Annotated in this window: 26 protein-coding genes; 15 read left to right on the forward strand and 11 right to left on the reverse strand. The window is 64.1% G+C overall.

Annotated elements, in window-relative coordinates; all coding sequences use genetic code 11:
* On the reverse strand, positions 1-2,756 hold a 2,756-nt coding region (locus tag GSQ89_RS31135; RefSeq protein ID WP_158931979.1), incomplete at its 3' end, for a tetratricopeptide repeat protein.
* 49 nt (positions 2,757-2,805) lie between these two features.
* On the opposite strand from GSQ89_RS31135, the gene GSQ89_RS31140 reads away from it, so the two are divergent.
* Positions 2,806-3,516 carry a bifunctional 2-polyprenyl-6-hydroxyphenol methylase/3-demethylubiquinol 3-O-methyltransferase UbiG gene (locus GSQ89_RS31140; RefSeq protein WP_216856499.1) on the forward strand — a complete coding sequence of 237 codons (711 nt, stop codon included), beginning with the start codon at positions 2,806-2,808 and terminating at the stop codon, positions 3,514-3,516.
* Between the two features lie 37 nt (positions 3,517-3,553).
* On the opposite strand, the gene GSQ89_RS31145 is transcribed toward GSQ89_RS31140, so the two are convergent.
* Both GSQ89_RS31145 and GSQ89_RS31150 read right to left on the reverse strand, forming a co-directional pair.
* Positions 3,554-3,961 carry a GFA family protein gene (locus GSQ89_RS31145; protein WP_158931980.1) on the reverse strand — a complete coding sequence of 136 codons (408 nt, stop codon included), beginning with the start codon at positions 3,959-3,961 and terminating at the stop codon, positions 3,554-3,556.
* A gap of 71 nt (positions 3,962-4,032) precedes the next feature.
* Positions 4,033-5,217: an acetylornithine transaminase gene (locus GSQ89_RS31150; protein ID WP_158931981.1), complete on the reverse strand. Its 1,185-nt coding sequence runs from the start codon at positions 5,215-5,217 to the stop codon at positions 4,033-4,035.
* 17 nt (positions 5,218-5,234) lie between these two features.
* On the opposite strand from GSQ89_RS31150, the gene GSQ89_RS31155 reads away from it, so the two are divergent.
* Positions 5,235-5,981, forward strand: a complete 747-nt coding sequence (locus GSQ89_RS31155) for a GNAT family N-acetyltransferase (protein WP_254073447.1) — start codon at positions 5,235-5,237, stop codon at positions 5,979-5,981.
* A gap of 9 nt (positions 5,982-5,990) precedes the next feature.
* Here the strand turns inward: GSQ89_RS31155 and GSQ89_RS31160 are convergent, their stop codons facing one another.
* Together GSQ89_RS31160 and GSQ89_RS31165 are read right to left on the reverse strand one after the other, a co-directional pair.
* Positions 5,991-7,508, reverse strand: a complete 1,518-nt coding sequence (locus GSQ89_RS31160; RefSeq protein ID WP_158931982.1) for a 4-hydroxyphenylacetate 3-hydroxylase N-terminal domain-containing protein — start codon at positions 7,506-7,508, stop codon at positions 5,991-5,993.
* On the reverse strand, positions 7,445-7,807 hold the full coding sequence (locus tag GSQ89_RS31165; RefSeq protein WP_158931983.1) for a hypothetical protein: 363 nt from the start codon (positions 7,805-7,807) through the stop codon (positions 7,445-7,447). Before GSQ89_RS31165 ends, GSQ89_RS31160 begins: the two co-directional genes overlap by 64 nt.
* Positions 7,808-8,124: 317 nt before the next feature.
* Here GSQ89_RS31165 and radA point away from each other — a divergent pair, with 317 nt between their 5' ends.
* The 12 genes from radA (at position 8,125) to phoB (ending at position 19,698) form a co-directional block, all read left to right on the forward strand.
* On the forward strand, positions 8,125-9,519 hold the full coding sequence (radA, locus tag GSQ89_RS31170) for a DNA repair protein RadA (RefSeq protein WP_158931984.1): 1,395 nt from the start codon (positions 8,125-8,127) through the stop codon (positions 9,517-9,519).
* Positions 9,520-9,579: 60 nt separating this feature from the next.
* Complete coding sequence (locus GSQ89_RS31175; protein WP_158931985.1) at positions 9,580-10,164, forward strand: CvpA family protein; 585 nt, start codon at positions 9,580-9,582, stop codon at positions 10,162-10,164.
* A gap of 12 nt (positions 10,165-10,176) precedes the next feature.
* On the forward strand, positions 10,177-11,643 hold the full coding sequence (gene purF / locus GSQ89_RS31180; protein WP_158931986.1) for an amidophosphoribosyltransferase: 1,467 nt from the start codon (positions 10,177-10,179) through the stop codon (positions 11,641-11,643).
* Positions 11,643-12,350, forward strand: coding sequence for an SDR family NAD(P)-dependent oxidoreductase (locus tag GSQ89_RS31185; protein WP_158931987.1), 708 nt, complete (start codon positions 11,643-11,645; stop codon positions 12,348-12,350). Before purF ends, GSQ89_RS31185 begins: the two co-directional genes overlap by 1 nt.
* Before the next feature lie 269 nt (positions 12,351-12,619).
* A complete protein-coding gene (locus tag GSQ89_RS31190) occupies positions 12,620-13,678 on the forward strand; it encodes a catalase family peroxidase (protein ID WP_158931988.1) in 1,059 nt (352 codons plus the stop codon).
* Positions 13,675-14,238 (forward strand): cytochrome b, encoded by a 564-nt coding sequence (locus tag GSQ89_RS31195; protein WP_158931989.1) that lies wholly within the window; start codon positions 13,675-13,677, stop codon positions 14,236-14,238. Before GSQ89_RS31190 ends, GSQ89_RS31195 begins: the two co-directional genes overlap by 4 nt.
* Before the next feature lie 182 nt (positions 14,239-14,420).
* Entirely contained in the window at positions 14,421-15,437 is a 1,017-nt protein-coding gene (gene pstS, locus GSQ89_RS31200) for a phosphate ABC transporter substrate-binding protein PstS (protein WP_158931990.1), read from the forward strand.
* A gap of 88 nt (positions 15,438-15,525) precedes the next feature.
* Positions 15,526-16,488, forward strand: a complete 963-nt coding sequence (gene pstC, locus GSQ89_RS31205) for a phosphate ABC transporter permease subunit PstC (RefSeq protein ID WP_158931991.1) — start codon at positions 15,526-15,528, stop codon at positions 16,486-16,488.
* A gap of 1 nt (position 16,489) precedes the next feature.
* Positions 16,490-17,386 (forward strand): phosphate ABC transporter permease PstA, encoded by an 897-nt coding sequence (gene pstA, locus GSQ89_RS31210; protein ID WP_158931992.1) that lies wholly within the window; start codon positions 16,490-16,492, stop codon positions 17,384-17,386.
* A 58-nt stretch (positions 17,387-17,444) separates the two neighbouring features.
* On the forward strand, positions 17,445-18,227 hold the full coding sequence (gene pstB / locus GSQ89_RS31215) for a phosphate ABC transporter ATP-binding protein PstB (RefSeq protein WP_305782266.1): 783 nt from the start codon (positions 17,445-17,447) through the stop codon (positions 18,225-18,227).
* A gap of 20 nt (positions 18,228-18,247) precedes the next feature.
* Entirely contained in the window at positions 18,248-18,967 is a 720-nt protein-coding gene (gene phoU, locus GSQ89_RS31220; protein WP_158932039.1) for a phosphate signaling complex protein PhoU, read from the forward strand.
* A gap of 14 nt (positions 18,968-18,981) precedes the next feature.
* Positions 18,982-19,698, forward strand: coding sequence for a phosphate regulon transcriptional regulator PhoB (gene phoB, locus GSQ89_RS31225; protein WP_158931994.1), 717 nt, complete (start codon positions 18,982-18,984; stop codon positions 19,696-19,698).
* Between the two features lie 410 nt (positions 19,699-20,108).
* Here the strand turns inward: phoB and GSQ89_RS31230 are convergent, their stop codons facing one another.
* Both GSQ89_RS31230 and GSQ89_RS31235 read right to left on the reverse strand, forming a co-directional pair.
* Positions 20,109-20,690, reverse strand: a complete 582-nt coding sequence (locus GSQ89_RS31230; protein ID WP_158931995.1) for a glutathione S-transferase family protein — start codon at positions 20,688-20,690, stop codon at positions 20,109-20,111.
* The gene (locus GSQ89_RS31235) at positions 20,690-21,100 is read right to left on the reverse strand and encodes a rhodanese-like domain-containing protein (RefSeq protein WP_158931996.1); all 411 of its coding nucleotides are present in this window, start codon (positions 21,098-21,100) and stop codon (positions 20,690-20,692) included. Before GSQ89_RS31235 ends, GSQ89_RS31230 begins: the two co-directional genes overlap by 1 nt.
* Positions 21,101-21,131: 31 nt before the next feature.
* Here GSQ89_RS31235 and GSQ89_RS31240 point away from each other — a divergent pair, with 31 nt between their 5' ends.
* Positions 21,132-22,151, forward strand: coding sequence for a cysteine synthase A (locus GSQ89_RS31240; RefSeq protein ID WP_158931997.1), 1,020 nt, complete (start codon positions 21,132-21,134; stop codon positions 22,149-22,151).
* A gap of 442 nt (positions 22,152-22,593) precedes the next feature.
* Here GSQ89_RS31240 and GSQ89_RS31245 read toward each other — a convergent pair whose 3' ends face one another.
* From GSQ89_RS31245 to GSQ89_RS31260, 4 genes are all read right to left on the reverse strand, one after another.
* A complete protein-coding gene (locus GSQ89_RS31245; RefSeq protein ID WP_256367360.1) occupies positions 22,594-22,752 on the reverse strand; it encodes a transposase in 159 nt (52 codons plus the stop codon).
* Positions 22,749-23,669, reverse strand: a complete 921-nt coding sequence (locus GSQ89_RS31250) for a ribokinase (RefSeq protein ID WP_158931999.1) — start codon at positions 23,667-23,669, stop codon at positions 22,749-22,751. Before GSQ89_RS31250 ends, GSQ89_RS31245 begins: the two co-directional genes overlap by 4 nt.
* 22 nt (positions 23,670-23,691) lie before the next feature.
* A complete protein-coding gene (locus GSQ89_RS31255; protein ID WP_158932000.1) occupies positions 23,692-25,554 on the reverse strand; it encodes a hybrid sensor histidine kinase/response regulator in 1,863 nt (620 codons plus the stop codon).
* An 80-nt stretch (positions 25,555-25,634) separates the two neighbouring features.
* Positions 25,635-26,531, reverse strand: coding sequence for an alpha/beta fold hydrolase (locus GSQ89_RS31260; RefSeq protein ID WP_158932001.1), 897 nt, complete (start codon positions 26,529-26,531; stop codon positions 25,635-25,637).

Below are 26,531 nucleotides of genomic sequence, written 5' to 3' on the forward strand. Positions count from 1 at the left end.
GGCAGGACGCCTTGCCACAGGCCCATCGCCTCTTCCCACCGCCCGGTCTTCTCCAGCGCGCCGGCCAGCCCGCCCGTCGCCGCGACCGCCAGGGCCGCGTTATGCGCGTCCTTCGCCTGTTTCAGTGCCAGCCGCAGCATCGCCGGCCCGACGGTGGTCTCGCCCGCCTGCGTCAGCAACGCGCCCTCGCCGTAATCGGTCCAGGATCGACTGATCCCCTGGTCCGGCGACAGGCCATGGATCCGGTCGTACAGCCGGATCACCGCATCGGCGTCGCCCAGCGCCGCCTGGATACGCGCCTGCAGGTACAGCGCCTGCACCACCGTCCCGCCATCCCGGGTCCAATGGGTCTCCGCCTCCACCAACGCCTGAGCACCGAACGCGGCCGCCTGCCGGTCCGCCCCGCCGGCGAGTGCGGTCTCGACGCGCGCCATCAGGCACGGCAACAGCACGTCGTGCTTCCCCTTGGCACGGTCCTGACACTGCCACCCGCCCAGTTCGGCTTCCGTCAATTGCCCGGACACCCGCAGCGACGCCAACTGAGTCACGCGGATCCGAACCGCCTCCGCACTGTCCGCGCCATGCTTGGCGGTTGCGCTGGCCAACGCCGCATCCCGCAGGCCGGCGGCTTCGTCCCGGTGCGCCTGGTTATCCAACAGGCCGGCCAAGCTGAGCCGCGTGGTGTTGGCATCGTCACTCGCCGGATCCTGCAACGCCAGCAGTTCGCGCAACGCACTCTCGGCGCGCACCGGATCGCCGGCGGCGACGGCGATGGTCTCGCGGCGGTTCAGCGCGTACACCAGATACGCAATCCGCTTCTCCCCCTGGGCGCGATAACCGTCGATCGCGACATCCATATGCCGCCCCGCCTCACGGTTGCGGCCCAGCGTCTGCAACGCGGCGGCCAGATCCCGTTCGCCCGTGGCCAGCGGCATCGGTTCGGGCACGGGATCGGCACGGCGCTGCGCCAGCGACGCCTCGAACAATGGCACGGCCCTGCCCGGCTGACCTTGCAGTTGAGCCAGCAGGGCTCGGTTGTTCAGCAGTTCCCCGCGCACCCGTGGTACGTTCTGATCCCCCAGCACCTCCAGCCCGCTGAGACTGCTCTGCTCCGAATCCTTGTAAAGCCGCATCAACCGTTGCAGGTCAGCTATCTGCCCCCATGCGGTCGCCTGCCAAACCACGTCATACGCCTTCTGCGCCAGCGCCAACTCCTCCCGATAGGCCGGCAGCGCGTCGAGGTTCCGGCCGCTGTCACGCAACGCCCGCGACCGCAGATCGGCGATCAGCAACTGGGTGACCCGGTTCGGCTCCGCCGGCGCGGTCATGCCGGCCCACAGCGCCGCATGCGCGCGCGTGGCGGCATCGAGGGCTTCCGCCGTCCGGTCCTGCGCCACCGCCGCGTCGCCTGAACACAACAGCGCCCTGACGGCGTAATCACGCGCGACCGAGGGTTCATGCGCCGCCACATCCGTCGCCTGGACGCACGCCTTGGTGCCGGGGTCAAAGGCCCGCAGGCGTACAAGATCCTCACCCAGCAGGACCAGCAGGGCGGCCCTGGTCGCCGGGGCCGCATCCGTCACCACGGGTGAACCGAGCACCGCCAGATGATCGGCGACCGCCTCGGCGCCGCGCCCCGCCCCCAACAGCAGCTTGCCCCGTTGCAGTTCGACCTGTACCCGGTCGAAGCCGTATTGCGGGCCGGACAGCATCGCCGCTGCCTCGGTCAGGCGGGCGATCCCCGCCGGGGCGTCATGCAACGCGGCGTCCGCATCCGCCTCGGTCCGCAACACCGCGCTGACCGCGTGGCTGTCCGCCCCCCAGGTCTTTGTCGCGATGTCCCGCGCTCGGCGTGCCTGCTCGACCGCTCGTTTGGCGTCGCCCACCCCGGCGTTCAGCCGAGCGGCGCCCCACAGCAGGGTGTAACTGGCGTTGGCATCATCGACCAGGCCGGCATCGAGATCGGGAAGCGCCGCCTCGACGAAGCCCAGCGCCGTTTTGGACCGCGGCGTGGTCGAGGTCTGCAGGGCCAGCAGCCCGGCCAGCATCGCCCGCTGCGTCGGATCGTAATTCCCGACATCCGGCGAGGCGAGCACGGTGCTGAGCTTGTCGATCGCCACGTCCGCCTGACCGGCGGTGATCTGGCTGTTGAACAGGTTACCCACCGCAACCAGGGTGTCGCGCGATGTCGGCCCAGTTGCCTCACGCGAGACATCGTAGGCTTCCTGGTACAGTGGCAATGCCTCCGCTGGCTTGCCCAGTGCGGTCAGGGCCGCCGCATGGACTCCGAGGAGCCGAGCCAGTTCGGAGCGCCGGTTCGGGTCACCTGCCCGGGCAATGGCTTCGGCGGCCTGCAGCGACGCGATTTCATCGGCGCGCCGGCCGTGCCGCTGGTAGAACTGCGCCAGGAAGGCATAGGCCTGGCCGACCAACGGATCATTTGCCGGAAGCACTGATGCGCGCGTTTCCACCGTCTTGCGCAGATCCGCTTCGGCGTCAGCCAGGTCGCCCTGATGTTCCAGTACGCCGGAGAGATTTTCCGAAAAGATCGCCGTGCACAGCCCGGCTTCCACGGACGTTACCGCGTTCGGGCAATTGGCCAGGGCGCCTTCGATGATCGGGCGGGCGGCGTCATATTGGCCGGCGCGTATCATGCCCGCCGTGTCGCGGTTGACGGGCCGCCAGTCGTAGGCCTGGGCTGCCGCCGGCCGTGGCAGGATCAGGGCAAGTCCAAGCAGGGCTATCAAGTATCGCATGTGGTCCCATCTGTCCGGACTGCCGGGCGCGAGGTCGCATATTCCGGCCATGGTGGCAACAACTTCGATCGGGTCTGTGCTTCCCGATCCGGATGCGACGTCCGGCCTGTGCGACGTTATTGCGTTGTTCGCTGTTGAAGGAACCGACGGGATGACGCCAAGCGGCACGCAGGGGTATGCAAACGAAGCCGATGCGCTGGTCAGACAATACGAAAGTATTGCCTTCGAAGACATTCATGCCTCCGTCCTGCATCTGGTTCCCAGCACGCCCGGGCGGGTCCTGGACATCGGTTCGGGTACCGGACGCGACGCCGCCGGCTTCGCGGCGATGGGGCATCGCGTGACGGCGGTCGAGCCGACCCCGGAACTCCGTTCGGCCGCCCAGGCCTTGCATCCGTCACCGCTGATCGAGTGGGTGGACGACACGCTGCCGGACCTGCCGCGTCTGGCCGGATGCGAAGACAGCTTCGACGTCGTGATGCTAACCGCGGTCTGGATGCATCTGGACGGACCGCAACGTCGGCGGGCGATGCCGCGCGTCGCGTCCCTGGCGCGGAAAGGCGGCGTGATGATCGTGTCGCTACGTCACGGGCCGGTTCCACCCGGCCGGCGCATGTTCGACGTCACCGCCGACGAGACCGTCCAGTTGGCGCGCGCCGAGGGCCTGGCACCGGTTCTGCAGCTCGACCACCAGGACGGGCTTTTGCGCCGTCCTGGCGTCAGCTGGACCCGGCTTGCATTTTCGTGGCCCCAGTCGTGATCGGGTGCAATGAGAGGTTTCATTGCTTCGCCCATTCTCACCCATCTTTGGGCGGCATTGCCTCGTAACGGGGCACGTCATCCGCCGCATTCAGCCAGGGCACGGCATGCGAGGTCCAAATATGCATCACCGGCTTGTCGCCTGGATCGTCATCCAGTGTCGCCACGCGAAGGATGACATGCGGCTGAGCAATCCGCTCCGCCACGATGTGTGAACCACAGACGGAACAAAACCAACGGATCTTTCCGGGAGAGGATGCGTACGCCGTGAGCTTTTCCCGCCCTTTCCGCCATTGGAAATGCGCTCGGGCGACGCGCGTCGTGGACGCAAAGGCGCTTGCGTGCGCCTTGCGGCACGTTTTGCAATGGCAATGCTCGATCGCACCATCCAATCGCGCCACCTCGTAAGCAACCGCGCCGCACAAACATTGTCCTCGCAAGGTCATGCGATCCCGCTCTCCTGTCAGTGGGTTGCTTAGCGTGATGGTTTCAACCCGAAACCATCACGCCCTGGAAGTCAGGCCGGCATCACGTCCGACAACACGGTGTCGAGAATATCGATCATGCCGTCTATTTCCGCGTCGGTGACGGTCAGCGCCGGCATAAAACGCAGGGAGTCGGGACGAGGCCCGTTGATCAGCAATCCCCGCTTCCTCGCCAGTTCAACGACCGCCGCCGCGGTATCACACTTCAGGTCAAGTGCCAGCAGCAGGCCCAGACCGCGTACTTCGCCACAGCTATGTCTTTGCGAAAGCACGCGTAAACCGTTCGTCAGCCGGCCACCCGCCTGCTCCACTCGCGCGAGAAAACCGGGTTGGGTGACTTGCTCGATCACCGCGCACCCGGCCGCAGCCATCAGCGGATTGCCGCAGAACGTTCCGCCCTGGTCGCCATAGTCGAAGCAGCAGACATCGCGGTGGGCGACGAGTGCTGCCAGGGGAACACCACCGCCGAGGCCTTTGGCCAGGGTCATGATGTCGGGCGTCGTGCCGGCATGCTCGAAACCGAACAGGCGTCCGGTACGGCCGATCCCTGTCTGGATCTCATCCAGGATCAGCAGCAGGCCCTTGTCGCGGGTCAGCGCGCGCAGGCTGCGCAGGAACGGGATGGTTGCCTCGAAGACACCAGCCTCGCCCTGGATCGGTTCCAGCATCACGGCCACGGTGCGGGGCGTGATGGCGGCCTCCACCGCCGCCAGATCGTTCAGCGGCACCTTCACGAAACCGGGCACTTTCGGCTCGTAGAGTTGCTCCCATTGCGACTTGCCCGACGCCGCCATGGTGGCCAGCGTGCGGCCGTGGAAACCGTGGTCCATGGTGATGATCTCGTAGGCGCCGTCACGGTGCTTGGCACCCCATTTGCGCGCGAGCTTGATGGCGCCTTCGTTGGCCTCGGCCCCGCTGTTCGCGAGGAATACCTGATGCAGTCCGCTGTGGCCGGCGATCATATCGGACAGTTGGATCATCCGGTCGTTGTAGAAAGCGGGGCTGCAGTTGATCAGCGCTTCCGCCTGTTTGGCCATCGCCTCGATGATCGGGCGCGGCGAATGGCCAAGACAATTCACCGCCCAGCCCTGGATAAAATCGAGATAACGGCGGCCGTCGCTGTCGGTCAGCCACGACCCCTGCCCGGCGACGAAAACGGTCGGGGGCCGAGATGCGATGTCCATCACCGCATCGGTATTCGACATTGTACTGATCATCCTGTTTCTCCTGCTTGGTGGTGGGGTGGAGCGACAGGGACCCAGAAATGCAAAAACCCCCGTCGCTGCCGACGGGGGTTTTTGTTGGAACTGTCTGCCTGGTTTACCGCACGCGCAAATGCCCTACCCCCGTCAAGGAACGGCGGCGTCGGCGGCTGACAACGATACGGATCACATTAGGCATGACGATCGGATGCCTGTTCGCGGGCAGAATGTCAACGATATACTTTGCTGTCCTGTTTGGAGCCATCTTGATGACCTGGGTTCGCCTGGCACAACCCGACGATCTGCATGCGCTGCCAGCGATCGAGCGTTCCGCTGCCGCCTTGTTTCGCGATGTCGGGCTGGCATGGGTCGCGGATGGAGAAACCACGGACGCTTCCGTGCTCGCCACGGCGTGCCGCGATCAAACGCTTTGGGTCGCCGGCAATGACGAAGACAAGCCTGTCGGTTTTCTCGCCGCCCACGCGTTAGACGGAAGGTTCCACATCGCGGAAGTCTCCGTTGCAAGGCCGCACCAGAAGCTCGGAATCGGTGCCGCCTTGGTCGCCATCGCTGTCGAGCACGCCAGTCGCAAGGGATTTTGCGCCGTGACCCTCACCACGTATCAGGACCTATCCTGGAATGGTCCGTTCTACGGCAAGCAGGGCTTTGTGGAGATCGATGCCGCGACGGCAGGTGATGCCCATGTCAGGAAATTGCGGACCGAGGCCGACGCCGGTCATGACGCGTCCAGGCGCTGCGTTATGATGAAAACCCTGTAAGTCGGCCCATCACGTCCACGTATCGCCCGTCCAACCGTTCTCGTCGTATTCAGACATACACTGATCGACCAGAGCCTCCATCTTCGCCATATCGCCACCCTTCTCCGCCCCGGTCAGTGTCTGAATGCGCACATCCTCCCAGCCGCCGGCGTAGTTACGTTCATATAGCTCGTGCCGGCCGCCGAATTCCGTGCCAACACATTCCCAGAGCAGTTTCATAATCTTGATCCGCTCCTTGTATTCGATCCCGTGCGAGCCGCGCACATACTGCCGCAAATACGGATCGATCGCCGGATTGGCGAAATCCTTGACCGACGACGGCAGGTAGATCAGGCCGGAGGTCACCGTCCGCTCCACGATCTCCTTGATGCGCGGATAGGCGTCGGCCGCGAACACCCGGTAGGATTGACCGGCCTTCATGTCCGGCAGCACCGCGTCGCCATTCCACTTGTTGGGGTTGTGCGCCATGGCGTTCGACAGCGACCAGAACAGATGGCGCCAGGCCACCGCCTCACCCAGCAGCGCCTGGTTGCCGCGCGCATCGTCGCCGCCGGTGCAGCGCAACGCCTTCGCCAGCAGGCCGACGATGAAATCCAGTTTGACGGCAAAACGGGTGCAGCCCTGGAACTGCGCACCATGAATGAAGCCGGAGCGCGGGAAGAAACTCAGAACACGGCTGGGATCGCGATAGATGAAGACGTCCTCCCATGGGATGAAGACTTTGTCCAAAACGAAAATGGCGTCGTTTTCATCGAACCTGGATGACAACGGATAGTCGAACGGACTGTTGTGGCGCGCCGCCTGTTCATAGGAGGTGCGGCAGAACAGTTTTAGGCCGGGTGCATCGATTGGCACCAGGAACATCAGCGACATGTCCAGGTCCTCGGTCGCGGTCTTCGAGGACTGGCCCATAAAGTTGTAGTGCGTCATCGCCGCTGAAGTTGCAACGACCTTGGCACCCGAGACGATGATCCCGCCATCGACTTCCTTCTTCACGCAGACAAAAACGTCCTTGGATTCCTCGGCTGGCTTGTGCCTGTCGACCGGAGGATTGACGATCGCATGGTTCATGAACGGTACGCTCTCCTGCGCGCGCCGATACCACGCTCGGGCGTTATCCGCGTACGGCCCATAGTATTCGGCGTTGGCGCCCAATGTATTGGTATAGGCCGCCTTGTAGTCCGGCGTGCGCCCCATCCAGCCATAAGATAGCCGAGACCATTCCGCGATCGCGCCCTGAGCGCCGATCAGTTCCTCACGCGATCGCTGCACTCGAAAATATTTATGGGTGTAACCACCGGATCCGGTATCCGTCGGGCAGGTCAGCGTCTCCCGCAGCTTTGGGTCGTGCAACGCGTCGTACATCCGAGCGATGGAGCGAACCGAGTTCCGGAACGCCGGGTGCGTGGTGACGTCGGCGACCCGCTCGCCGTTGATATAGACCTCGCGTCCGTCACGCAGGCTCAGCATGTATTCCGCCCCGGTATAAGGCCGGCGCTTGTCGGCAATGACGTCTTCCGGACGCATGCGGTTCCTCCCTGTTTTGTTGCCGGCAGCATACCCGATACGGGCGACATTGCGCCATTGATCGACGGCTGCGCCGCGCCAAATCGAAATTTCGCGTCGATGCCCAGAGGAAAGGTCGAAACATACCGATAAAAAACATTCACGGCGTCGATATCGTTTTCGAATTCCTCGGTGACAATGACCCCTTGGCGCACCGTCACACCGGGCGGCGCCGAGGCCTTGCCACTGAACGGACGTTGGCGGTGCTGATTTGCTGACCTCAGTGTGGAGAACGTGCGGAAGATCACGGCGCAAGCCATTGTTATCCCGAGCAACGACCGGGCCGGCCCGCGTATCGGATGTTGCCATATAGTGTGGTAACAAATCGACGCCGAGGTCGATTTCGCCGGGTGGAGCACGCCACCCGAACCCTCGCCCCTCGGTTCACCGACGTTCTCAGGCATCAGAAACGGCGATAGACCGGCAAACGCTCTAATTGCAGATAACACGCCCGCCGACATGATGTATGCAAGTCGGTTGCTCCCCCTGCTCCAACATCATATGAACGGGATCAAAGGGCCGTCGGCCCGTTGCAGGTCCAGGGCAGCGCCCTGGCCTTCCCCAAACCCGGAGCATCATGGCTAAACCCGTCGCCCGCTTCGTCTGCCGGTCCTGTGGCGCGGTCACCCCGAAATGGGCTGGCCGCTGCGAAACCTGCGGCGAATGGAACACAGTCGAGGAAGAGGCCATCGTCGCCCGTCCCGGTCCGGCGGCCAAGGCGCCGGCTGGGCGCTCGGTTGCGTTTGTTGGCCTCGGCGGCAGCGCCGAACCGCCGCCGCGTACGCCAATCGGCATCGTCGAACTGGACCGGGTGTTGGGCGGTGGGCTGGTGCCGGCCTCGGCGGTGCTGGTGGGGGGTGATCCAGGCATCGGCAAATCGACGTTGCTGTTGCAGGCGGCGGCGTGCCTTGCCCGCTCCGGGCGGCGTGTGCTGTATGTCTCGGGCGAGGAATCCGTCGACCAAATCCGATTGCGGGCGCGGCGGCTGGGGGTTGCCGATTCGTCGATCGAATTGGCGGCGGCGATCAACGTCCGGGACATCGTCGCCAGCCTGGAGCAGGCGAAGGACACCACGCTGGTGGTGATCGACTCGATTCAGACGATGTGGACGGACACGATCGAAAGCGCGCCGGGGACGGTGACGCAGGTCCGGGCCTCGTCGTTCGAGTTGATCCGGCTGGCCAAGGCGGGGAATTTCGCGCTGGTGCTGGTCGGGCATGTGACCAAGGACGGGGGGCTGGCCGGGCCGCGCGTGCTAGAGCACATGGTCGATGCGGTGTTGTATTTCGAAGGCGACCGCGGGCATCAGTTCCGCATCTTGCGCGCAGTGAAGAACCGGTTTGGCGCCACCGACGAGATTGGTGTGTTCGAGATGACCGAGGCCGGGCTGGCGGAGGTACCCAATCCCTCGGCGCTGTTCCTGGCCGAACGGCGGGGGAATATCGCGGGCAGCGCGGTATTTGCGGGGCTGGAGGGGTCTCGGCCGGTGCTCATGGAAGTACAGGCGCTGTTGGCGCCCAATCCGGCGGGGTCACCTCGGCGGTCGGTGATCGGGTGGGATAGCGGGCGGCTGTCGATGCTGCTGGCCGTGCTTGAAACCCGGGCAGGCGTGCGGTTGAACCAGACGGATGTGTATTTGAATATCGCGGGGGGGCTGCGCGTCACCGAACCCGCCGCCGACCTGGCCGTGGCCGCTGCCATCGCCTCTGCGGCGTTCGAGACACCGACCAGTCCAGGTATGGTGTATTTCGGTGAGGTCGGGCTGTCCGGGGAGGTTCGCCAGGTCGCACAGGCCGAAGCTCGGCTGAAGGAAGCCGCCAAACTCGGATTCGACTCGGCCGCATTGCCGCGCCGGGTGGCTCACGGTAACCGGAAATTGTCGGCTCCCGAGGGTCTGCGATTGGAGGAAATCGGTCACATCGCTGACCTGGTTGCCCGCTTTGCTCCCGAATCCGCCAAAAAGAACGCATGATCCGCTTGGCGGCGGGCGCCAGCGGGACGATAACCCCGCTTCCCTTTCGACGGCGGTGGCATGACTTGGGTTGACTTGGCGGTCTTCGGGTTCCTGGCGATCTCCGGGCTGCTTGCCTTCGCCCGCGGCTTCGTGCGCGAAGTGCTGGGCATTGGCGCCTGGATTGGTGCCGTCGCGGTGGCGATTCTGGCGCTGCCTACGATGCGGGGGTATGTTCAAACTTGGTTCTCGAAGCCTGATTGGGTCGATCCGGTCAGCTTCGTCGTGGTTTTCCTGGGCAGCCTGATCGTCCTGATGATCGTTGCCGGCATGCTGGGTCGCATGGTGCGGCGGTCGGCTCTCGGCGGGGTTGATCGCACGTTGGGGCTGGTATTCGGTCTCGCGCGGGGTGCGGCGGTCGTCATCATCGCCTATATCCTGGCTCAGATGGTATTTCCGATCGAACGCTGGCCGGACGCGGTGCTGAACTCCCGCACGTTGACCCCGACCTATGAGGCCGCACGCTGGGTGCGGGACCAACTGCCCGAAACCTACCGCCCACATACCCTCGACCCGCCGCCGGCGGGCCGTCAGGCCACCGCGGAAGCATTGCTGCGCGCCAACCCGCAAGGGCGGGCAACCGGCAAGTCGCCCGACCGCGAATAGGAGTTGTCACTGATGGCATTTACCAGCCGGGATATGGATGACGACTCTCTGCACGAGGAGTGCGGCGTTTTCGGCATCTGGAACGTCCCCGACGCCGCCGCGGTCACCGCGCTGGGGCTGCACGCGCTGCAGCACCGCGGGCAGGAAGCGACCGGGATCACCAGCTTCGATGGCAAGCGGTTCCACTCGCATCGCGGCATGGGGCTGGTCGGTGACAATTTCGGCGATGCCCGGGTGATCGAGCGGCTGCCGGGGCGGATTGCCATCGGCCACAACCGGTATGCCACCACCGGCGACACGATTCTACGGAATGTGCAGCCGCTGTATGCGGATTTCGAGTTCGGCGGATTCGCGGTGGCGCATAACGGTAACCTGACCAACGCACATGTGCTGCATCGGGCGCTGGTGCGGCGGGGGTGCCTGTTCCAGTCGACGACGGATTCCGAGGTGTTCGTCCATCTGATCGCAATCAGCCTGTATTCCACGGTGGTGGACCGGCTGATCGATGCGTTGAAGCAGGTGGTCGGCGCTTACTCGCTGGTGGCGCTGTCGAATGAGGCGCTGATGGGCGTGCGCGATCCGCTCGGGGTGCGGCCTCTGATCCTGGGGCGTATCGGCACCGAGGGCACCGGCGGGTGGGTGCTGGCGAGCGAGACCTGCGCGCTGGACATCGTCGGCGCCGACTTCGTCCGCGACGTCGAACCGGGTGAGATCGTCGTCATCGACGATTTGGGGGTGCGCAGCATCAAGCCGTTCAGCAAGCAGCGGGAACGCTTCTGCGTGTTCGAGTACATCTACTTCGCTCGGCCTGATTCCGTGATGGAAGGCATGCCGGTGTACGACGCACGCAAGCGTATCGGCGCCGAACTGGCGCTGGAGGCTGGCGTTCCGGCGGATGTGATCGTGCCGGTGCCGGATTCCGGGGTGCCGGCGGCGATGGGGTATTCCATTCAGAGCGGCATCCCGTTCGAGCTTGGGATCATCCGCAATCATTATGTCGGGCGGACGTTCATTGAGCCGACCGATCATATCCGGCACTTGGGGGTGAAGTTGAAGCACTCGGCCAACCGACCGGTGCTGGAGGGCAAGCGCGTGGTCTTGGTGGATGATTCCATCGTGCGCGGGACGACCAGCAAGAAGATCGTCGAGATGGTGCGCGCGGCGGGGGCGAAAGAGGTGCATATGCGGATATCCTCGCCGCCGACGACGCATTCCTGCTTCTACGGGATCGATACGCCGGAACGCAGCAAGCTGCTGGCGTCGAGCCACAGTGTCGAGGAGATGGCGGACCTGATCGGTGCCGACAGCCTGGCGTTCATCTCGATCGACGGGCTGTATCGCGCGCTGGGCAAGCCGGAACGCGATCCGGACAAGCCGTATTACTGCGATGCGTGCTTTACCGGGGATTATCCGATTGCGCTGCCGGATCAGCAGGATAATTCGGATCGGCAACTCAGTCTGTTGGCGGCGCATAACTGATGGCTGGTTTGCTTGATGGGTCCATCGCGCTGGTCACTGGTGCCAGCCGGGGTATTGGCGCGGCGGCGGCAATCGAGTTGGCTCGGTTGGGGGCGCATCTGGTGATCACCGCACGCACCCAGGGCGGGCTGGAGGAGACTGACGACGCCATTCGGGCCCTGGGCGGCGAGGCGACGATCCTGCCGCTGGACCTGAAGGAGGGCGGGCAGATCGATGCGATCGGGCCGACGCTGTTTCAGCGGTTCGGCCGGTTGGATATCCTGGTGCATAATGCCGGCGTGCTGGGACGGCTGACTCCGGTGGCGCATATCATGCCGGACGACTGGGCCGACGTGGTGGCGGTGAACATGGCGGCGGCGTGGCGGCTGATCCGGACCTGCGATCCGTTGTTACGGCTGGCGCCGGCCGGGCGGGCGGTGTTCGTGACGGAAAGCCGAGCGCGGGAGCCTCGGGCGTATTGGGGGGCGATGGGGGCGACGAAGGCGGGGATGGAGCACCTGGCGCTGACCTGGGCGCAGGAAGTCGCGACCACGCCGCTGCGCGTCAACTTGTTCGACCCTGGACCCGTGGCGAGCCGCATGCGGTTCAATGCGTTCCCGGGTGAGAACCAGGCGACGCTGGTAGCGCCGGGCGACGTCGCGCCGGCGTTGGCGGCGCTGTGCTTGCCGGCGGAAGCGCGGAATGGGGCGTTGGTGGGGGCCGCCTGAGCAGCGTTACATTCCTGCCGCACTGGGCGTCGTTATAGATGAGTCCCTGCCCCGTCTTTTGAATCGATCGTCTGGTGGCCTCTATTTTGTTTGGACTGTATCCACCGGCGTCTCGCGGAAGCGGCGGCGGTAGGCAGTGGACAACCGGCTGGTCAATAATACGTAGGCTGTCCGATAGGAGCGAACGCGAACCCGCGGCAGACTGGTCATAACGCGCAGGCATGGTAAGGTTGGTCGAAGACCTGTCGACCGTGACAGTTGAGGTTCGAATGCTTCAGCCGCACCAGCCGCCGGCGCGTTACGCGCTCGGATTCTTGGTCCTGATCGCGATCGTCGTCGGCGCCTCTGCTGCGGCGTTCGCCTACACGGCGGGGTGGTTCTCGCCTCAACGTCTGACGCCGGACAAGATCGTGGATGCGCTGACGCCGCCCGGTGTCGACGTGTTGGGCCATCGCCGGAATCACGCCAAGGGCATCTGCTTCACCGGCGTCTTCGAAGCGAATGGAGCCGGGTCGGCGCTTTCGAAGGCTCAGGTTTTCACCCGCGGCCAGTATCCAGCCCTCGGGCGCTTCAACCTCGCCACACCTAATCCGAACGCGGCGGACGCGACAGTCCGGGTGCGGGGCTTCGGATTGCGGATCTCCACGCCGGACGGGCAGCAATGGCGTATGGCCATGATCGATCCCCCCGTCTTTCCGGTGTCCACACCACAAGCCTTTTACGACTTGCTGCTCGCCTCGGGCAGCAAGGACCCCGACGCCATGAAGACATTCGCCGGCGCGCATCCCGAAATCGCCGCGTTCGGCGGATGGGCCAAGACCGCTCCCTGGACCGGCAGCTACGCGGAGGAACGGTTCAACAGCCTCGACAGCTTCATCTTCACCGACGGTTCCGGCGCGGAGCACGCTGTGCGATGGTCGCTGGTGCCGGCGGCACAACCAGTCCCGGTCGCGACCGCTGATCTCGCCAAACGAGGCCCCGACTTCCTGGAACAAGAGATCACCGACCGGGTTCACACCGCCCCGCAGCACTGGACGATGGTGGTAACCGTGGCCAATCCAGGCGATCCGACCGCGGACCCGAGCAAGGCCTGGCCGGAAGACCGCCGCACCGTCGATGTCGGCACACTCACCGTCCAGCAGATTGAAGCCGAACCGGATGGCCCATGCCGGGACATCAACTTCGATCCGACCGTCCTGCCCGCCGGCATCCGGACATCGGACGACCCGTTCCCGGCGGCTCGTTCGTCCGCCTATGCGAAGTCGTATGACCGTCGCACCGCGGAGGCGAAGGACTATCCCCGCACGACGACGGGAGCCAAGCCATGAACGGGGTTCGCACACGCTTCACCGTGCCGCAGCGCCTGCTGCACTGGCTGATGGCGATCTGCATCCTAGCCATGCTGTTCATCGGCGTGGGCATGGTGTCCACCGTCATGCCGAAGTACCTGACGCTCGTTTCGATCCACAAACCGCTCGGTATCGCCATTCTGGTGCTGGCGCTGATCCGCCTGGCGGTGCGCCTGCGATACGGCGCGCCGTCGCTGCCGGTCGACCTGCCGGCGCCGATGAAGCTTGCGGCCCACCTGTCGCATTACTCGTTCTATGCCCTGATGATCGGCATCCCGCTGATCGGCTGGGGGATGCTGTCGGCGGCGGCCTACCCGATCCTACTGTTTGGCGGTGTGCATCTTCCAGCGATCCTGCCGCAGAGTGACAGTCTGCACGCGCTGCTCTGGAACGCGCATTTCTACCTTGCTTTCGCGTTCTTTGCCCTGATCCTGCTGCATGTCGCGGCAGCGCTGTTTCATGCGTTGATCCGGCGTGACGGCGTGTTCGAGGCAATGGCGTCTGTGTCGGGTCATGGTGGGGTCGCACCCAGCGAGTGACGGCCGTTCGACAGGCGCCTGAACCGCTCGGGCGTTGTCCTACTCGTGGTACGCTGCCCTTCTTCCCGCTTGGCGTGTGTCAGAGGCTGTCACCCAACTGTCATAAAAGTGCAATACGGCCATCATCGTTTCGACCTAGGTTGCGGCCGCGCCAAGCGCAAAGACTCCGAAGGAGAGACAGTATGAAAATCGCCGTAACGGCTCTGGCCATTGGCCTGGCCGGTTTTGCCGTCGCCGCGCAGGCGCAGCAGATTACCGGGGCAGGCTCGACATTCGCCGCGCCGATCTACGCCAAATGGGGCGATGCCTCCAGCGCCACCACCAAGGTCACCCTGAACTATCAGGCGATCGGGTCAGGCGCGGGCATCAACCAGATCAACAACCGCACGGTCGATTTCGGCGCCTCCGACATGCCGGTCGCCGCCGACCAGTTGGCCGCGCACAAGCTGATGCAATTCCCCGCGGTGATCGGCGGCGTCGACATCATCGTCAACCTACCGGGCATCAAGCCGAATGAGCTGAAGCTGACCGGTCCGATTCTGGCCGACATCTACCTCGGCAAGATCACCAAGTGGAACGACAAGGCGATCGCCGCGATCAACCCCGGCCTGAAGCTGCCCAGCCTGGCGATCGCCACGGTGCACCGGGCCGACGGTTCGGGCACGACGTTCGTGTTCACCGACTACCTGAGCACGCAAAGCGCTGACTGGAAAGCAAATGTCGGCGCATCCACCAGTGTGAGCTGGCCGGTCGGCGCGGGTGCGAAGGGCAGCGACGGCGTTGCCGGCACGGTGCGGCAGATCCCCGGCGGCATCGGCTACGACGAAAGCGCGTATGCCTCGCAGAACCACCTGACCACGGCGCTGCTGAAGAACAAGTCTGGCGCGTTCGTTGCCCCGACCATGGAATCGTTCGAGGCCTCCGCCGCCAGCGCCGACTGGTCGAAGGTGCAGAACTTTGCCATCGACCTGAACGACCAACCCGGCGCGAAAAGCTGGCCGATCGAGTCCGCCACGTTCGTCCTGCTGCCGACCGATCCGAAGGACAAGGCGCAGAGCGGCGCAGTAAAGAAGTTCTTCGACTGGGGCTTCAGCCACGGTGGCGACATCGCCAAGGGCCTGTTGTACATTCCGCTGCCGGCCAGCGTGCAGAACGCGATCCGGGCCGAATGGCAGAAGGACGTGCCCGGCACGATGTAAAACGGCAGGCGATACCGTCTGATAAAAGACGGGCGTGCCGGACGTACCCGGCGCGCCCGTCGCTTCTTACCACAAGGATTGCAACACAGTGCAGCAAGCGGTCGCACTTCCGGCCACCGGTCCAGCCAAGCCGAAGACGCATCTTGGCGATACGATCTTCGAGTTCCTGGCCCGCGCCTCCGGTGTCCTGGTCCTGCTGCTGCTGGGTAGCCTGATCCTATCGCTGTTCATCGGCGGCTTGCCGGCCTTCCGCGCGTTCGGCGCCGGCTTCCTGTTCTCCGCCAAATGGGATCCGGTGCACCAGATTTTCGGTGCCGGCGTCTCTGTCTACGGCACGCTGTTGACCTCCATCCTGGCGCTGCTGCTGGCGACACCGGTGGCGTTCGGCATCGCCTTCTTCCTGACCGAACTGGCCCCGTCCTGGCTGCGCCGCCCGATCGGCACCGCGGTCGAGCTGCTGGCCGCCGTGCCGTCAATCATCTACGGCATGTGGGGCTTTTTCGTCATCGTCCCGATCATGTCTCAGTATGTTGAGCCGCCGCTGATAGACCTGTTCGACGGCATCCCAGTGCTGCAGGACATGTTCTCCGGCCCGCCGTTCGGCACCGGCATCTTCACCGCGGCGCTGATCCTGGCCGTTATGGTCATCCCGTTCATCGCCGCCACCATGCGCGACGTGTTTGAAACCGTGCCGCCGGTGTTCAAGGAATCCGCCTACGGCGTCGGCTGCACCACGTGGGAGGTGATGCGCTCCATCGTGCTACCGCATACCCGCGTCTCGGTTGTCGGAGGCATCATGCTGGGGCTGGGACGTGCCCTGGGTGAGACGATGGCGGTCACGTTCGTGATCGGCAACGCCAACCGGATTTCGCCGAGTTTGTTCGCGTCCGGCAACACCATCGCCTCGCTGGTCGCGCTGGAGTTCCCGGAAAGCCCGACGGGCAGCCTAAAACTGGCATCGCTGTTGGCGCTGGGGTTCATCCTGTTCGTCATCTCGTTCATCGTGCTGGCGATTTCCCGCACGCTGCTCCGCCCGAAATTGAAAGCCTGAGATGAGCGCCACCACCTCCCCTGCCGGATCCATCCCCGGCGCCACCAAGGACATGCGGGTGGCCCGAGCGCTAGGGTCGCGGCGGCATCGGATCAATACGCTGATCAAGGTGGCCTGCATCGCGGCCACCGCGTTGGGGCTGCTGCTGCTGGCGTCCATTCTGTTCACACTGCTGTGGCGCGGCGTGGCCGGACTGTCGCTGAGCGTCTTCACCAACAGTACCAAGTCACCGGGTTCGAATGGCGGTCTGCTGAACGCGATTGTCGGCAGCTTGATCCAGACGGCGCTTGGCACGGTGATCGGGACGCCGATCGGGCTGATGGTGGGCACCTATCTGGCCGAATATGGCCGCGGGTCGCTGCTGGCCAACGCCGTGCGGTTCGTGTCGGACGTGCTGCTGTCGGCACCGTCGATCCTGATAGGCCTGTTCATCTACCAGCTTCTGGTCGAGCCGTTTGGCGGGTTTTCCGGCATCGCCGGCTGCCTGGCGCTGGCGGTGATCGTCATCCCCATCGTCGTGCGCACCACCGAGGATATGCTGGGGCTGATCCCCTCGACGCTGCGGGAAGCGGTGATCGGTCTGGGCGCGCCGAAGTGGAAGATGATCGTGCTGATCTGCTACCGGGCAGCGAAGGAAGGCATCGCGACCGGGATTTTGCTGGCGGTCGCTCGTATTGCCGGTGAGACCGCGCCGCTGCTGTTCACCAGTCTGGGCAACTTGAACTGGTCGGTCAGCCTCGGGCAGCCGATGGCCAGCCTGCCGGTTACCATCTATCAATACGCCGGATCGGCGTTCGACGACTGGGTCCAGCTCGCCTGGGTCGGCGCTCTGCTGATCACGTTCGGCGTGCTGGCTATCAATATCTCAGCCCGCGTACTGCTGCGCCGGACGAAATGAGGTCAACATGAGTGCGACAACAATGTCAGGCCAAGAGAAAAGCGGCGGTTTCGGTGGCATGCAAACAAAGCCGGCGACGGCGATGAATGCGGCGCGCATCGCGATCGACAACCTGGATTTCTACTACGGCGACCACAAGGCGCTGAAGGAGATCAAGCTTGACCTGCCGGACCGCCAAGTCACCGGCATGATCGGCCCGTCGGGCTGCGGCAAATCCACCCTGCTGCGCGTGCTAAACCGCATGTATGACCTGTATCCCGGCCAGCGCGCGACCGGCCAGGTGATGATGGACGGCGACAACATCATCGACCCGAAAATGGACCTGAATGCGTTGCGCGCGCGTGTCGGCATGGTGTTCCAGAAGCCGACGCCGTTCCCGATGACGATCTACGAGAATATCACCTTCGGCGTGAAGCTGCACGAACGCCTGTCCAAATCCGCCATGGAGGAACGGGTCGAGTGGTCGCTGACCCGAGCGGCGCTGTGGGGTGAGGTGAAGGACCGGTTGCAGGCGTCGGCGATGGGCTTGTCTGGCGGCCAGCAGCAGCGCCTGTGCATCGCCCGCACCATCGCGGTGCGGCCGGAGGTGATTCTGCTGGACGAACCGACCAGCGCGCTCGATCCGATCAGCACGCTGAAGGTGGAGGAACTGATCGACGAGTTGAAGAACGACTTCACCATCGCGATCGTTACGCACAACATGCAACAGGCCGCTCGCTGCGCCGACCAGGTGGCATTCTTTTACCTCGGCGAAATGGTCGAGTGCGCGCCGGCGGCGCAGATATTCACTTCGCCGAAGCAGAAGCGCACGCAGGAATACGTCACCGGCCGGTTCGGCTGAGTCAAATAGGGACCAGGACAATGTCCGAATCGACCGAGCATTTGGTCAAGAGTTTCGATAACGACCTCAAGCGGCTGCGCGACATGCTCACAGAGATGGGTGGCATCGTGGAAAGCCAGGTCGCCATGGCGGCCGAGGCGATCATGAACCGCGACAGCGGCGCCGCGACGCGCGCGGTGGAGGAAGACCCCAAGGTCGACGCGCTGGAGCGCGAGGTGGAACAGTTCGTCATCCGCATGCTGGCGCTGCGCCAGCCGATGGCGGGCGACCTGCGGCGGATCGTGGGCGCGCTGAAGATCACCAGCGACCTGGAACGGATCGGCGACTATGCCGCCAACGTCGCCAAGCGTAGTATTGTTCTGGCACAATTCAACCTGCCCTACTCGCTGGCTGGCCTCGCGCACATGGCGCACATGGTGCAGGACCAGTTGAAGTCGATCATCGACGCGCTGGGCAGCAGCGACACCGAGAAGGCGGTCGAGGTGTGGCGGTCGGACCGGGTGGTGGACGATATCTACAACGCACTGTTCCGCGAGCTGATCACCTACATGATGGAAGATCCGCGCAACATCACGCCCTGCACGCACCTGCTGTTCATCGCCAAGAACCTGGAGCGGATCGGCGACCATGCGACCAACATCGCCGAGACGGTTTATTACTCCGTTGAAGGAGAAGTGATACCGGATGTCCGCCCCAAAGGTGATACATCCGCGTATGCGGTCGTTCGGCCCAAAGAATAACCACGGGAGCGGTCATGCTCGACGGTATTTCCAGCCTGCCCAAGCCACTGGTTCTGGTGGTGGAGGATGAGGCCGCGCTCGCCACGATGCTGCGGTACAATTTGGAAAAGCAGGGCTTCCGGGTGGAAGAAGCCGGCGATGGGCAGGAGGCGCTGACCCGGATCGCCGAGGCGCAGCCCGACCTGGTGTTGCTGGATTGGATGCTGCCGGTGATGTCGGGCATCGAGGTCTGCCGGCAGATCCGCCGCAAGGCCGCGACGCGCGACCTGCCGGTGATCATGGTGACGGCTCGGACCGAGGACCAGGACGCGGTGCGCGGGCTGAATACCGGCGCCGACGATTACATTACCAAACCGTTCAACATCGAGGCACTGCTAGCCAGGATGCGCGCACTGCTGCGGCGGTCCAACGCGGTGCCGTTGAAGGGACAGCTTGGGTTCCACGATATCGAAATGGATTTGGCGGCGCATCGCGTCACTCGGAACGACCGGCGGGTGCATTTGGGACCCACCGAGTTCCGGCTGCTGGAGTTTTTCATGCAGCATCCTCGGCGGGTGTTTTCTCGTGAGGAACTGCTGGACGCTGTGTGGGGGCCGGATATCCATGTCGAGCCCCGGACGGTCGATGTGCATATCCGCCGGTTGCGCAAGTCAATCAACAGCGACGGCGAGCTGGATGTGGTGCGGACCGTGCGCACGGCTGGTTATGCGCTGGATACGGAGCCGCTTTGATTAGCTGATCGGCTATCGGGAGTTCGGATAAGTCTTGTGCCAAGATAGCAGTAAAGCCCTGGCAAGGTACCGAGCCCGTGGGTAATCGCGGCGCATATGCCGTCTCTTGCACCGGTCGCATTGGCAGTGATACGCGAGCCTCGTCCTGACTCGGGCTGACACCCTACTGGATTCATCCATTGTCCCCCGATTGGCAGGTCTTCAAAAAAGTAAGGCGCCAGCACAAATGATGCCCAGAAACGACCGCTTCGGTTGTTGGGATGCCTGATAAGTCGGCGACCATGGTTGTACGTTATTGCACTTGATCCCATGCTTCAGCAAAACAATTAATCTGACACGGATAGGACACAACCGCGTGGATTCCTGTCCTGCGCGGGTAAGGCTTCAAGGCATCTTCGGACCTCGCTTCTTCACGCCGGCAACGCGTAGCCCAGCGCCGCTTCGTCCTCGAACGTCTTGCGCACGGCGGGACGTTCCGTCATGCGGTCGAAATGGGCGGTCAGATTGGGAAACGCCGCCGGATCGGCACCCAGAGACCCGCGAAACCGCCAGAACAACCGAAACAAATGGATGTCGGCGATCGAATAAGCCCCCACCGCCCACGGCCCCGTCCCCAGCCGCTGATCGGCCAGCCGGTACATCGCCCTCGCATGCTCATCCCCCTGCCGCCGAGCCGGATGCAAGGTAGAAGCGATGAACGACATCCAGGACACGATCCGAGCCTCGGCCCAGACATCGGCGACCGGCAACAACGCCGCCTCCGGATACCGCCGCGCGAGATACCACAAAATCCCAGCGACCTCGGTTAGCACCTGCCCATCGACCACCAGCGTCGGCACCTTGCCTTCCGGGTTCAGCCCACGAAACTCCGACGGGTCCTGGTCACGGTGAGCGAACGCGATGGTGCGGCCCTCGAACGCCGCGCCGACCTCGTGCAGCGCGATGTGCACCGCCATCGAGCTAGACCCCGGCGCATGGTAGAAAACATACATCAGCGTTGCCGCCACGGCAGGTCGTCAGCCTTCCAGCCCGCGGTGGTCCCGCGATGCCCCTGCACGTCAGGTGGCCCCTCAAACCCATCCGCCACGTTGAACACATGCGGAAACCCCGCCGCCAACGCTGCCTGAGCCGCCGCCATGCTGCGCGCCCCGCTGCGGCAGATGAAATACAGCGCATTCTCCGCCGTCAGCCCCGCCTGCTTCAGGTCATCCTCGAACGAGCCGTTGCGCTGCATCGTCGGGTACACCTGCCACGGAATCAGCACCGTCTGCTTGCCGGCGGGACTCAGGTCTGGGACGCCGACGAAATTCCACTCGGCGTCGGTGCGGACATCGACCAAACGAGCGCTTGCGTCCGATTTCAGGGCTTCCCAGGTCTGGGTTGGCGCGACATTGTCTACCATAATGATGACTCCGGTAAGGAAAGAGAGACCGATGACCGCCTTGTATCACGGGACGACCTGGCAAGACGACCTGGCACAGGCCATCGGCAACACCCCCCTCATCAAGCTGCGCCGAGCCTCCGAAGCCACCGGCTGCACCATCCTCGGCAAGGCGGAGTTCATGAACCCCGGCGGCTCGATCAAGGACCGCGCCGGGCTGGCGATCATCCTCGATGCCGAACAGCGCGGCACGCTGAAGGAAGGTGGCACGATCGTTGAGGGAACCGCCGGCAACACCGGCATCGGCCTGACCCTTGTGGGTAACGCCCGCGGCTACCGCTGCGTGATCGTGATGCCCGAAACCCAGTCGGCCGAGAAAATCGACTTCCTCCGCATGATCGGCGCCGACCTGCGCTTGGTGCCGGCCAAGCCGTACCGCGATCCCGGCAACTACGTCCACGTGTCTCGCCGCCTCGCCGAGGAACTCGCCGCCGAGACCGGCAATGCCATCTGGGCCAACCAGTTCGACAACCTCGCCAACCGCGAGGGCCATCGCGTCACCACCGGCCCCGAGATCTGGGACCAGACCGGCGGCAAGGTGGATGCCTTCACCTGCTCCTGCGGCACCGGCGGCACACTGGCCGGCGTCTCCCTGGCACTGAAGGAACGCAACCCCAACGTCCGCATCGTGTTGGCCGATCCGCACGGCAGCAGCCTCTACGGCTGGGTCAAGAGCAACGACCTGACGGTCGAGGGATCATCGATCACCGAGGGCATCGGCCAGTCCCGCGTCCCCGACAATCTAGCCGGCGTGGCGATCGACGACGCCGAACGCATCCCCGACGCCGAGGCGCTGGAACAGATCTACGACGTCCTGATCCATGAGGGCCTGTCAGTCGGCACCTCCGCCGGCATCAACATCGCCGCAGCCATCCGGGTGGCCAAGGCGATGGGACCGGGGCACACGGTGGTGACGATCCTGTCCGACGGCGGGTCGCGGTACCAGTCGAAACTGTTTAATCCAGCGTTCCTGCGGGAAAAAGGCTTGCCGGTACCATCCTGGATGGCGTGAGGGTCAGACCACATTACGTATCAAACGCCATCACAACGACGTCGGAGGCGAAAAGTCACCGTTTCTATAGGAAAGCCGGCATAGGCAAATCATGTGTTCTAAGTAGCCGACACAAGACGTGCACCCACATGGCTAGAGAGGCAGAAGTCGTCATCAGCAGCAAATTACGATGCCGCACCTTACCAGTGACATTTTTCCGAGACGTATTGAATGGTGCCAAAATTGGCGGGAATATCGCTCATAGGATACACAGCATGTGCAAGTAAACTCGATAGTCATTACCATCATAGTAGCACAATATTCCGTACAAATTATGATTGCGAGTCTAGGAGCTTGACAGAAAAAATCGACGTTGTGCTGTTATCGAACACATTCTTCTCTGTTTGGTGTAGATAGAACGTATTCAAGCAGGCAGTCTTAGCTCGAGTTTTCCGGCCAGCAGCTAAACGATAGCCTTGAGGTTGCGAGTTGAGCGATAACCTTGCGCCTTGGCCTTGGCAACCTGCACGCAGTTGACCCCTCCATTGGCGATCTTGCTGTCGAACCAGCGCAAGATGCCGTCCCAATGTGGCTTGACGGTGCAGGCGCCAATGTGTGTCAATTTTCAATGCCGATTGACAAAGGGGGGACAGCGGCCGGTTTGAGCGCATCCGTCTCCAACCACGTCGGGATGCTGCCCTGACTGCCGTGACGGGTGCAGCACAAAGCCGCTGCAGCACTCGCTCGCCGGACAGACACGGGTAGCGTTTCGCCGCGGTCCAACCGGTGTGCCAGGACGCCTACGAAACAATCGCCCGCCGCCGTCGTATCGACCGCCTCCACACACCGTGCTGGTTCGTGCCACGTCACGTCGCGGCTCGCGACTTCGGCGCCCTCGCCGCCACGAGTGAGCACCACCGCAACGCCCCCTAGCCGATCGCGCAAAGAACCAGCCGACGCCGCGCACCCCAGATGCAACGCCAGCCACGCCGCTTCGGCTTCATTGACGACCAATACATCGACAGATCGCAGTGCAACTTCGGGCAATGCCGCTGCAGGCGCCAGGTTCAGCACGACCCTCGCGCCCGCCGCCCTAGCCCGAGCGATCAATTCAGCCGTCTCCGCCGCCAGCACTTCCATTTGCAGCACCACGGTGGCGTTTGGTCCGAGTAACGCGTCCTCCACCTGCGACGCCCGGGCGAATAGATTAGCACCCGACCCGACCGCGATGGCATTGTTGCCGGCCGGATCGACGGCGATCGCCGCACAGCCGGTGCTTGCCGCCATCGGCTGGACCCGGTCCAGATTCACCCCTGCTGTCCTCAACAGGCCCAACGCCCCATCAGCAAGCGCATCGCGCCCGACCGCTCCGGCCATGATCACAGTTGCCCCGTCACGTGCCGCGGCAACCGCCTGGTTAGCCCCTTTGCCACCCGGCTCGATCCGCGTGGCGGGGCCAAGAACGGTCTCGCCCGCCCGCGGAATAGTCGGCAGGCTGAAAATCAGATCAAGGTTGATCGAACCGAACACGATTATCACTGCAGACCTCCGAATACGACGATCACGCCGCACCCGCGCCCGGCCGAGCGACGCGCCATGCCGGCAGGGTGACCCTGGCCGCGGTGCCGCGTCCCTTGATGCTGGTGAGGTCCAGGCGCCCGCCATGCAGTTCCATCAAGCGGCTGGCCAGTGGCAACCCAAGTCCGGTACCCTCGAAGGTGCGGGACAGCGTGTTGTCCACCTGGCCGAAAGGCTCGAGCGCAACCAAGATCTCGGCCTCGGTCATGCCGATGCCGCTGTCTATGACCGACAGAATGACGTCGTCCGCCGCATTGAACGCGACCGACAGGACAATCTCACCATCATCGGGGGTGAACTTCACCGCGTTGGCCAGCAGGTTGATCAGCACCTGAAGCAGCCGCGTGCGGTCGGCGAACAACCGCAGGGGAATCTCCGGCAGACGCAGATCGAGCGTGATACGATGCATCTCGGCCTGGGCACGCACCGAGACCAGGGCGTTCCGGGCCAGGTCGGCGAATGGAAACAGCCGTTCCGTTAACGTCGCCGTGCCGGATTCGATCTTTGTGATGTCGAGTATGGTGTTGATCAAGTCCAGCAAATGCCGTCCCGACGTCAGGATGTCGGAGGCATACCCGGCGATCGGTGGAGACCCCGGTTTGGTCGGCGCCTGGTCGCGGATCAGTTCGGAAAAGCCGATGATCGCATGCAGCGGGGTGCGCAGCTCGTGACTCATATGCGCGAGGAACTGGGATTTGGTGCGGTTGGCAATCTCGGCGCGTTCCTTGCTGTCCACCAGTTCGCGGTTGGTTTCGGCCAACCGCGAGCGTTCGACCTCGATCTGCTGCTGTGCGAGCTGCAGCCGTTCGCGGTCGGCGGTCATCTCGATTTCCCGCCGGGTCCGGCGCCAGACTTCCCGCACCAGCAGCAAGGTCAGCACGGCGATCAGGATAGTGGTGCCGCCGCCGACCGTGCCGATCAGGATGGCATGGTCGCGCGCCTCGGCCGTGACGTCGCTCATGTCGAGGCCGACGAGGATGTTCAGCGGGTATGTGGCAAGGCGGCGCACGGCGATCAGGCGTTGCACGCCGTCGACCCGGCTGTAGCGCATATAGCTGCCGGTTTCGCCGGGGCGCAGATTGTCGGGGTACGGGGCGCCGAGGAGGTTGGTGCCGACACCCATCGATCCGTCGGGATGGTCGCGGTCGAAACCCGCCAGGATGACTCCGTCTGCGCCCGCGACGACGATCGTGCCGCGGCGGCCGAGATCGACCTCATGGCGCAGGCCGATCAGGCTGCCGGGTTTCATCATCAGGATCGCCTCGCCGGCGAAGGCCTGGTCCACGGTCTCCAGGCGGCGGCGGACCGTGATCGTCCGGTCCGGTCCGCTGGCGGGGCCGAAGGCATTGATGACCAGGCCGGCTTTCAGGTCGTCACGCAAATGGACGAAATTCGCGTGGCCACTGACGTCCTCGGGTCCGGGATCGGGATGGCGCGTCGAAAACAGCAACCTGCCGTCGGGTGCGATGACACGGATGTCGCGCATCGGGCCGGTCACGCCGCGGATCGCCTGTTGCAGGCGGGCTCGCACGTCCTCGGGCGTGGCGGATGGTGGCATGGCGCCCATCTCGTTCTGCACAAGCTGCAAGGCGCCGCTGGCAGCATCGAGGGTCAGCGTCAATTCGTTGGCGAAGGCCGCGATCAGGTTGAATTCCTGGACCCGGCCGACGGTTTGGCTGACCCGGTATTCGGAACGCCATGACCAGGCGATGAAGATCCACATGCAGAGCGCCAAGGCGGCCGCCGTCCCGACGATCTGGCGGGTGACCCGATGAGCCTGCTCCGTCGCGGTTCCCTTGAAGAAGCGAACACGCCGCGAATCCGTTATTTCCGGGGCGGAGTCCATGATCGGTGGCCTGAGCCTGTATTTCGTTTAGGCAGTGATAGGAATTGACACGCCCGTCATCATTTGACAACGATCAGTTGTCATCCGTCACGGTCGAGGAACGCCCTGATTTCTCGCAGGAATAGCGTGAGTTGGTCGTGATGTACCCAGTGACCGGCGTTTTCCACAGCGAGCACGTGCGCATTTTTGAAATAGGCCAGCCGCCCGTCCTCCGCGGGGTTGGTGGCCCAGCTTTCGGTGCCGTAGACCAGCAGGGTCGGACAGGTGATGGCGCTCCAAAGTTCGGCGATGGCGTCGCGGGTCATGTCGTAGGGCGGCCAGAAGCGCACGTAGTGGTCGAATTTCCAGCTATAGGTGCCGTCCTCGTTCTGGTTAACGCCGTATTGGGTCAGATGGCGGGCCTGGTCCGGCGTCAGGTGCTTGTTGGCTTCCTGCATCCGTGCGTAGGCGGCCTCGACGGTGAGGTAGCGGCGCGGCTGGCGGCCTGAACTGGCGCGCTGCAGGTCAATCCAGTTGCGCATCCTCTCGGCGATGGGCTTGCGGTCGGAGACGGCGTCCTGACCGGGACCGGGACCGAGGCCCTCGATGGCAACGAGGCGGCGGACGTTGTCCGGGTAGATGCCGGTGTAGCGCAGCGCGATGTTGCCGCCCAGCGAGTGGGCGACGATGGTCACCGGCGCCAGCTTCTGCTGATGGATCAGTTGTGCCAGGTCGTAGATGTGGTTGGCCATGGTGTAGTGGCCGGAGGCAGACCAGGCGGAATCGCCGTGCCCGCGCAGATCGGGCGCGATGACATGGTAGTCGCGGCGCAGGTCGGCGGCGACCCAGTCCCAGTTGCGGCAGTGATCGCGCCCGCCATGCAGCAGGATCAGCGGCGGGGCGTCGGGGTTGCCCCAGTCCACGTAGTGCAGCCGCAGGCGCTGGGAGAAGTAACTGCGCGATGTCGGGCCGGCGCCCGCGGCGATCGTCGAGGTCAT

It is taken from the genome of Acidisphaera sp. S103 (genome assembly GCF_009765975.1).
Lineage (GTDB): Bacteria > Pseudomonadota > Alphaproteobacteria > Acetobacterales > Acetobacteraceae > Rhodopila.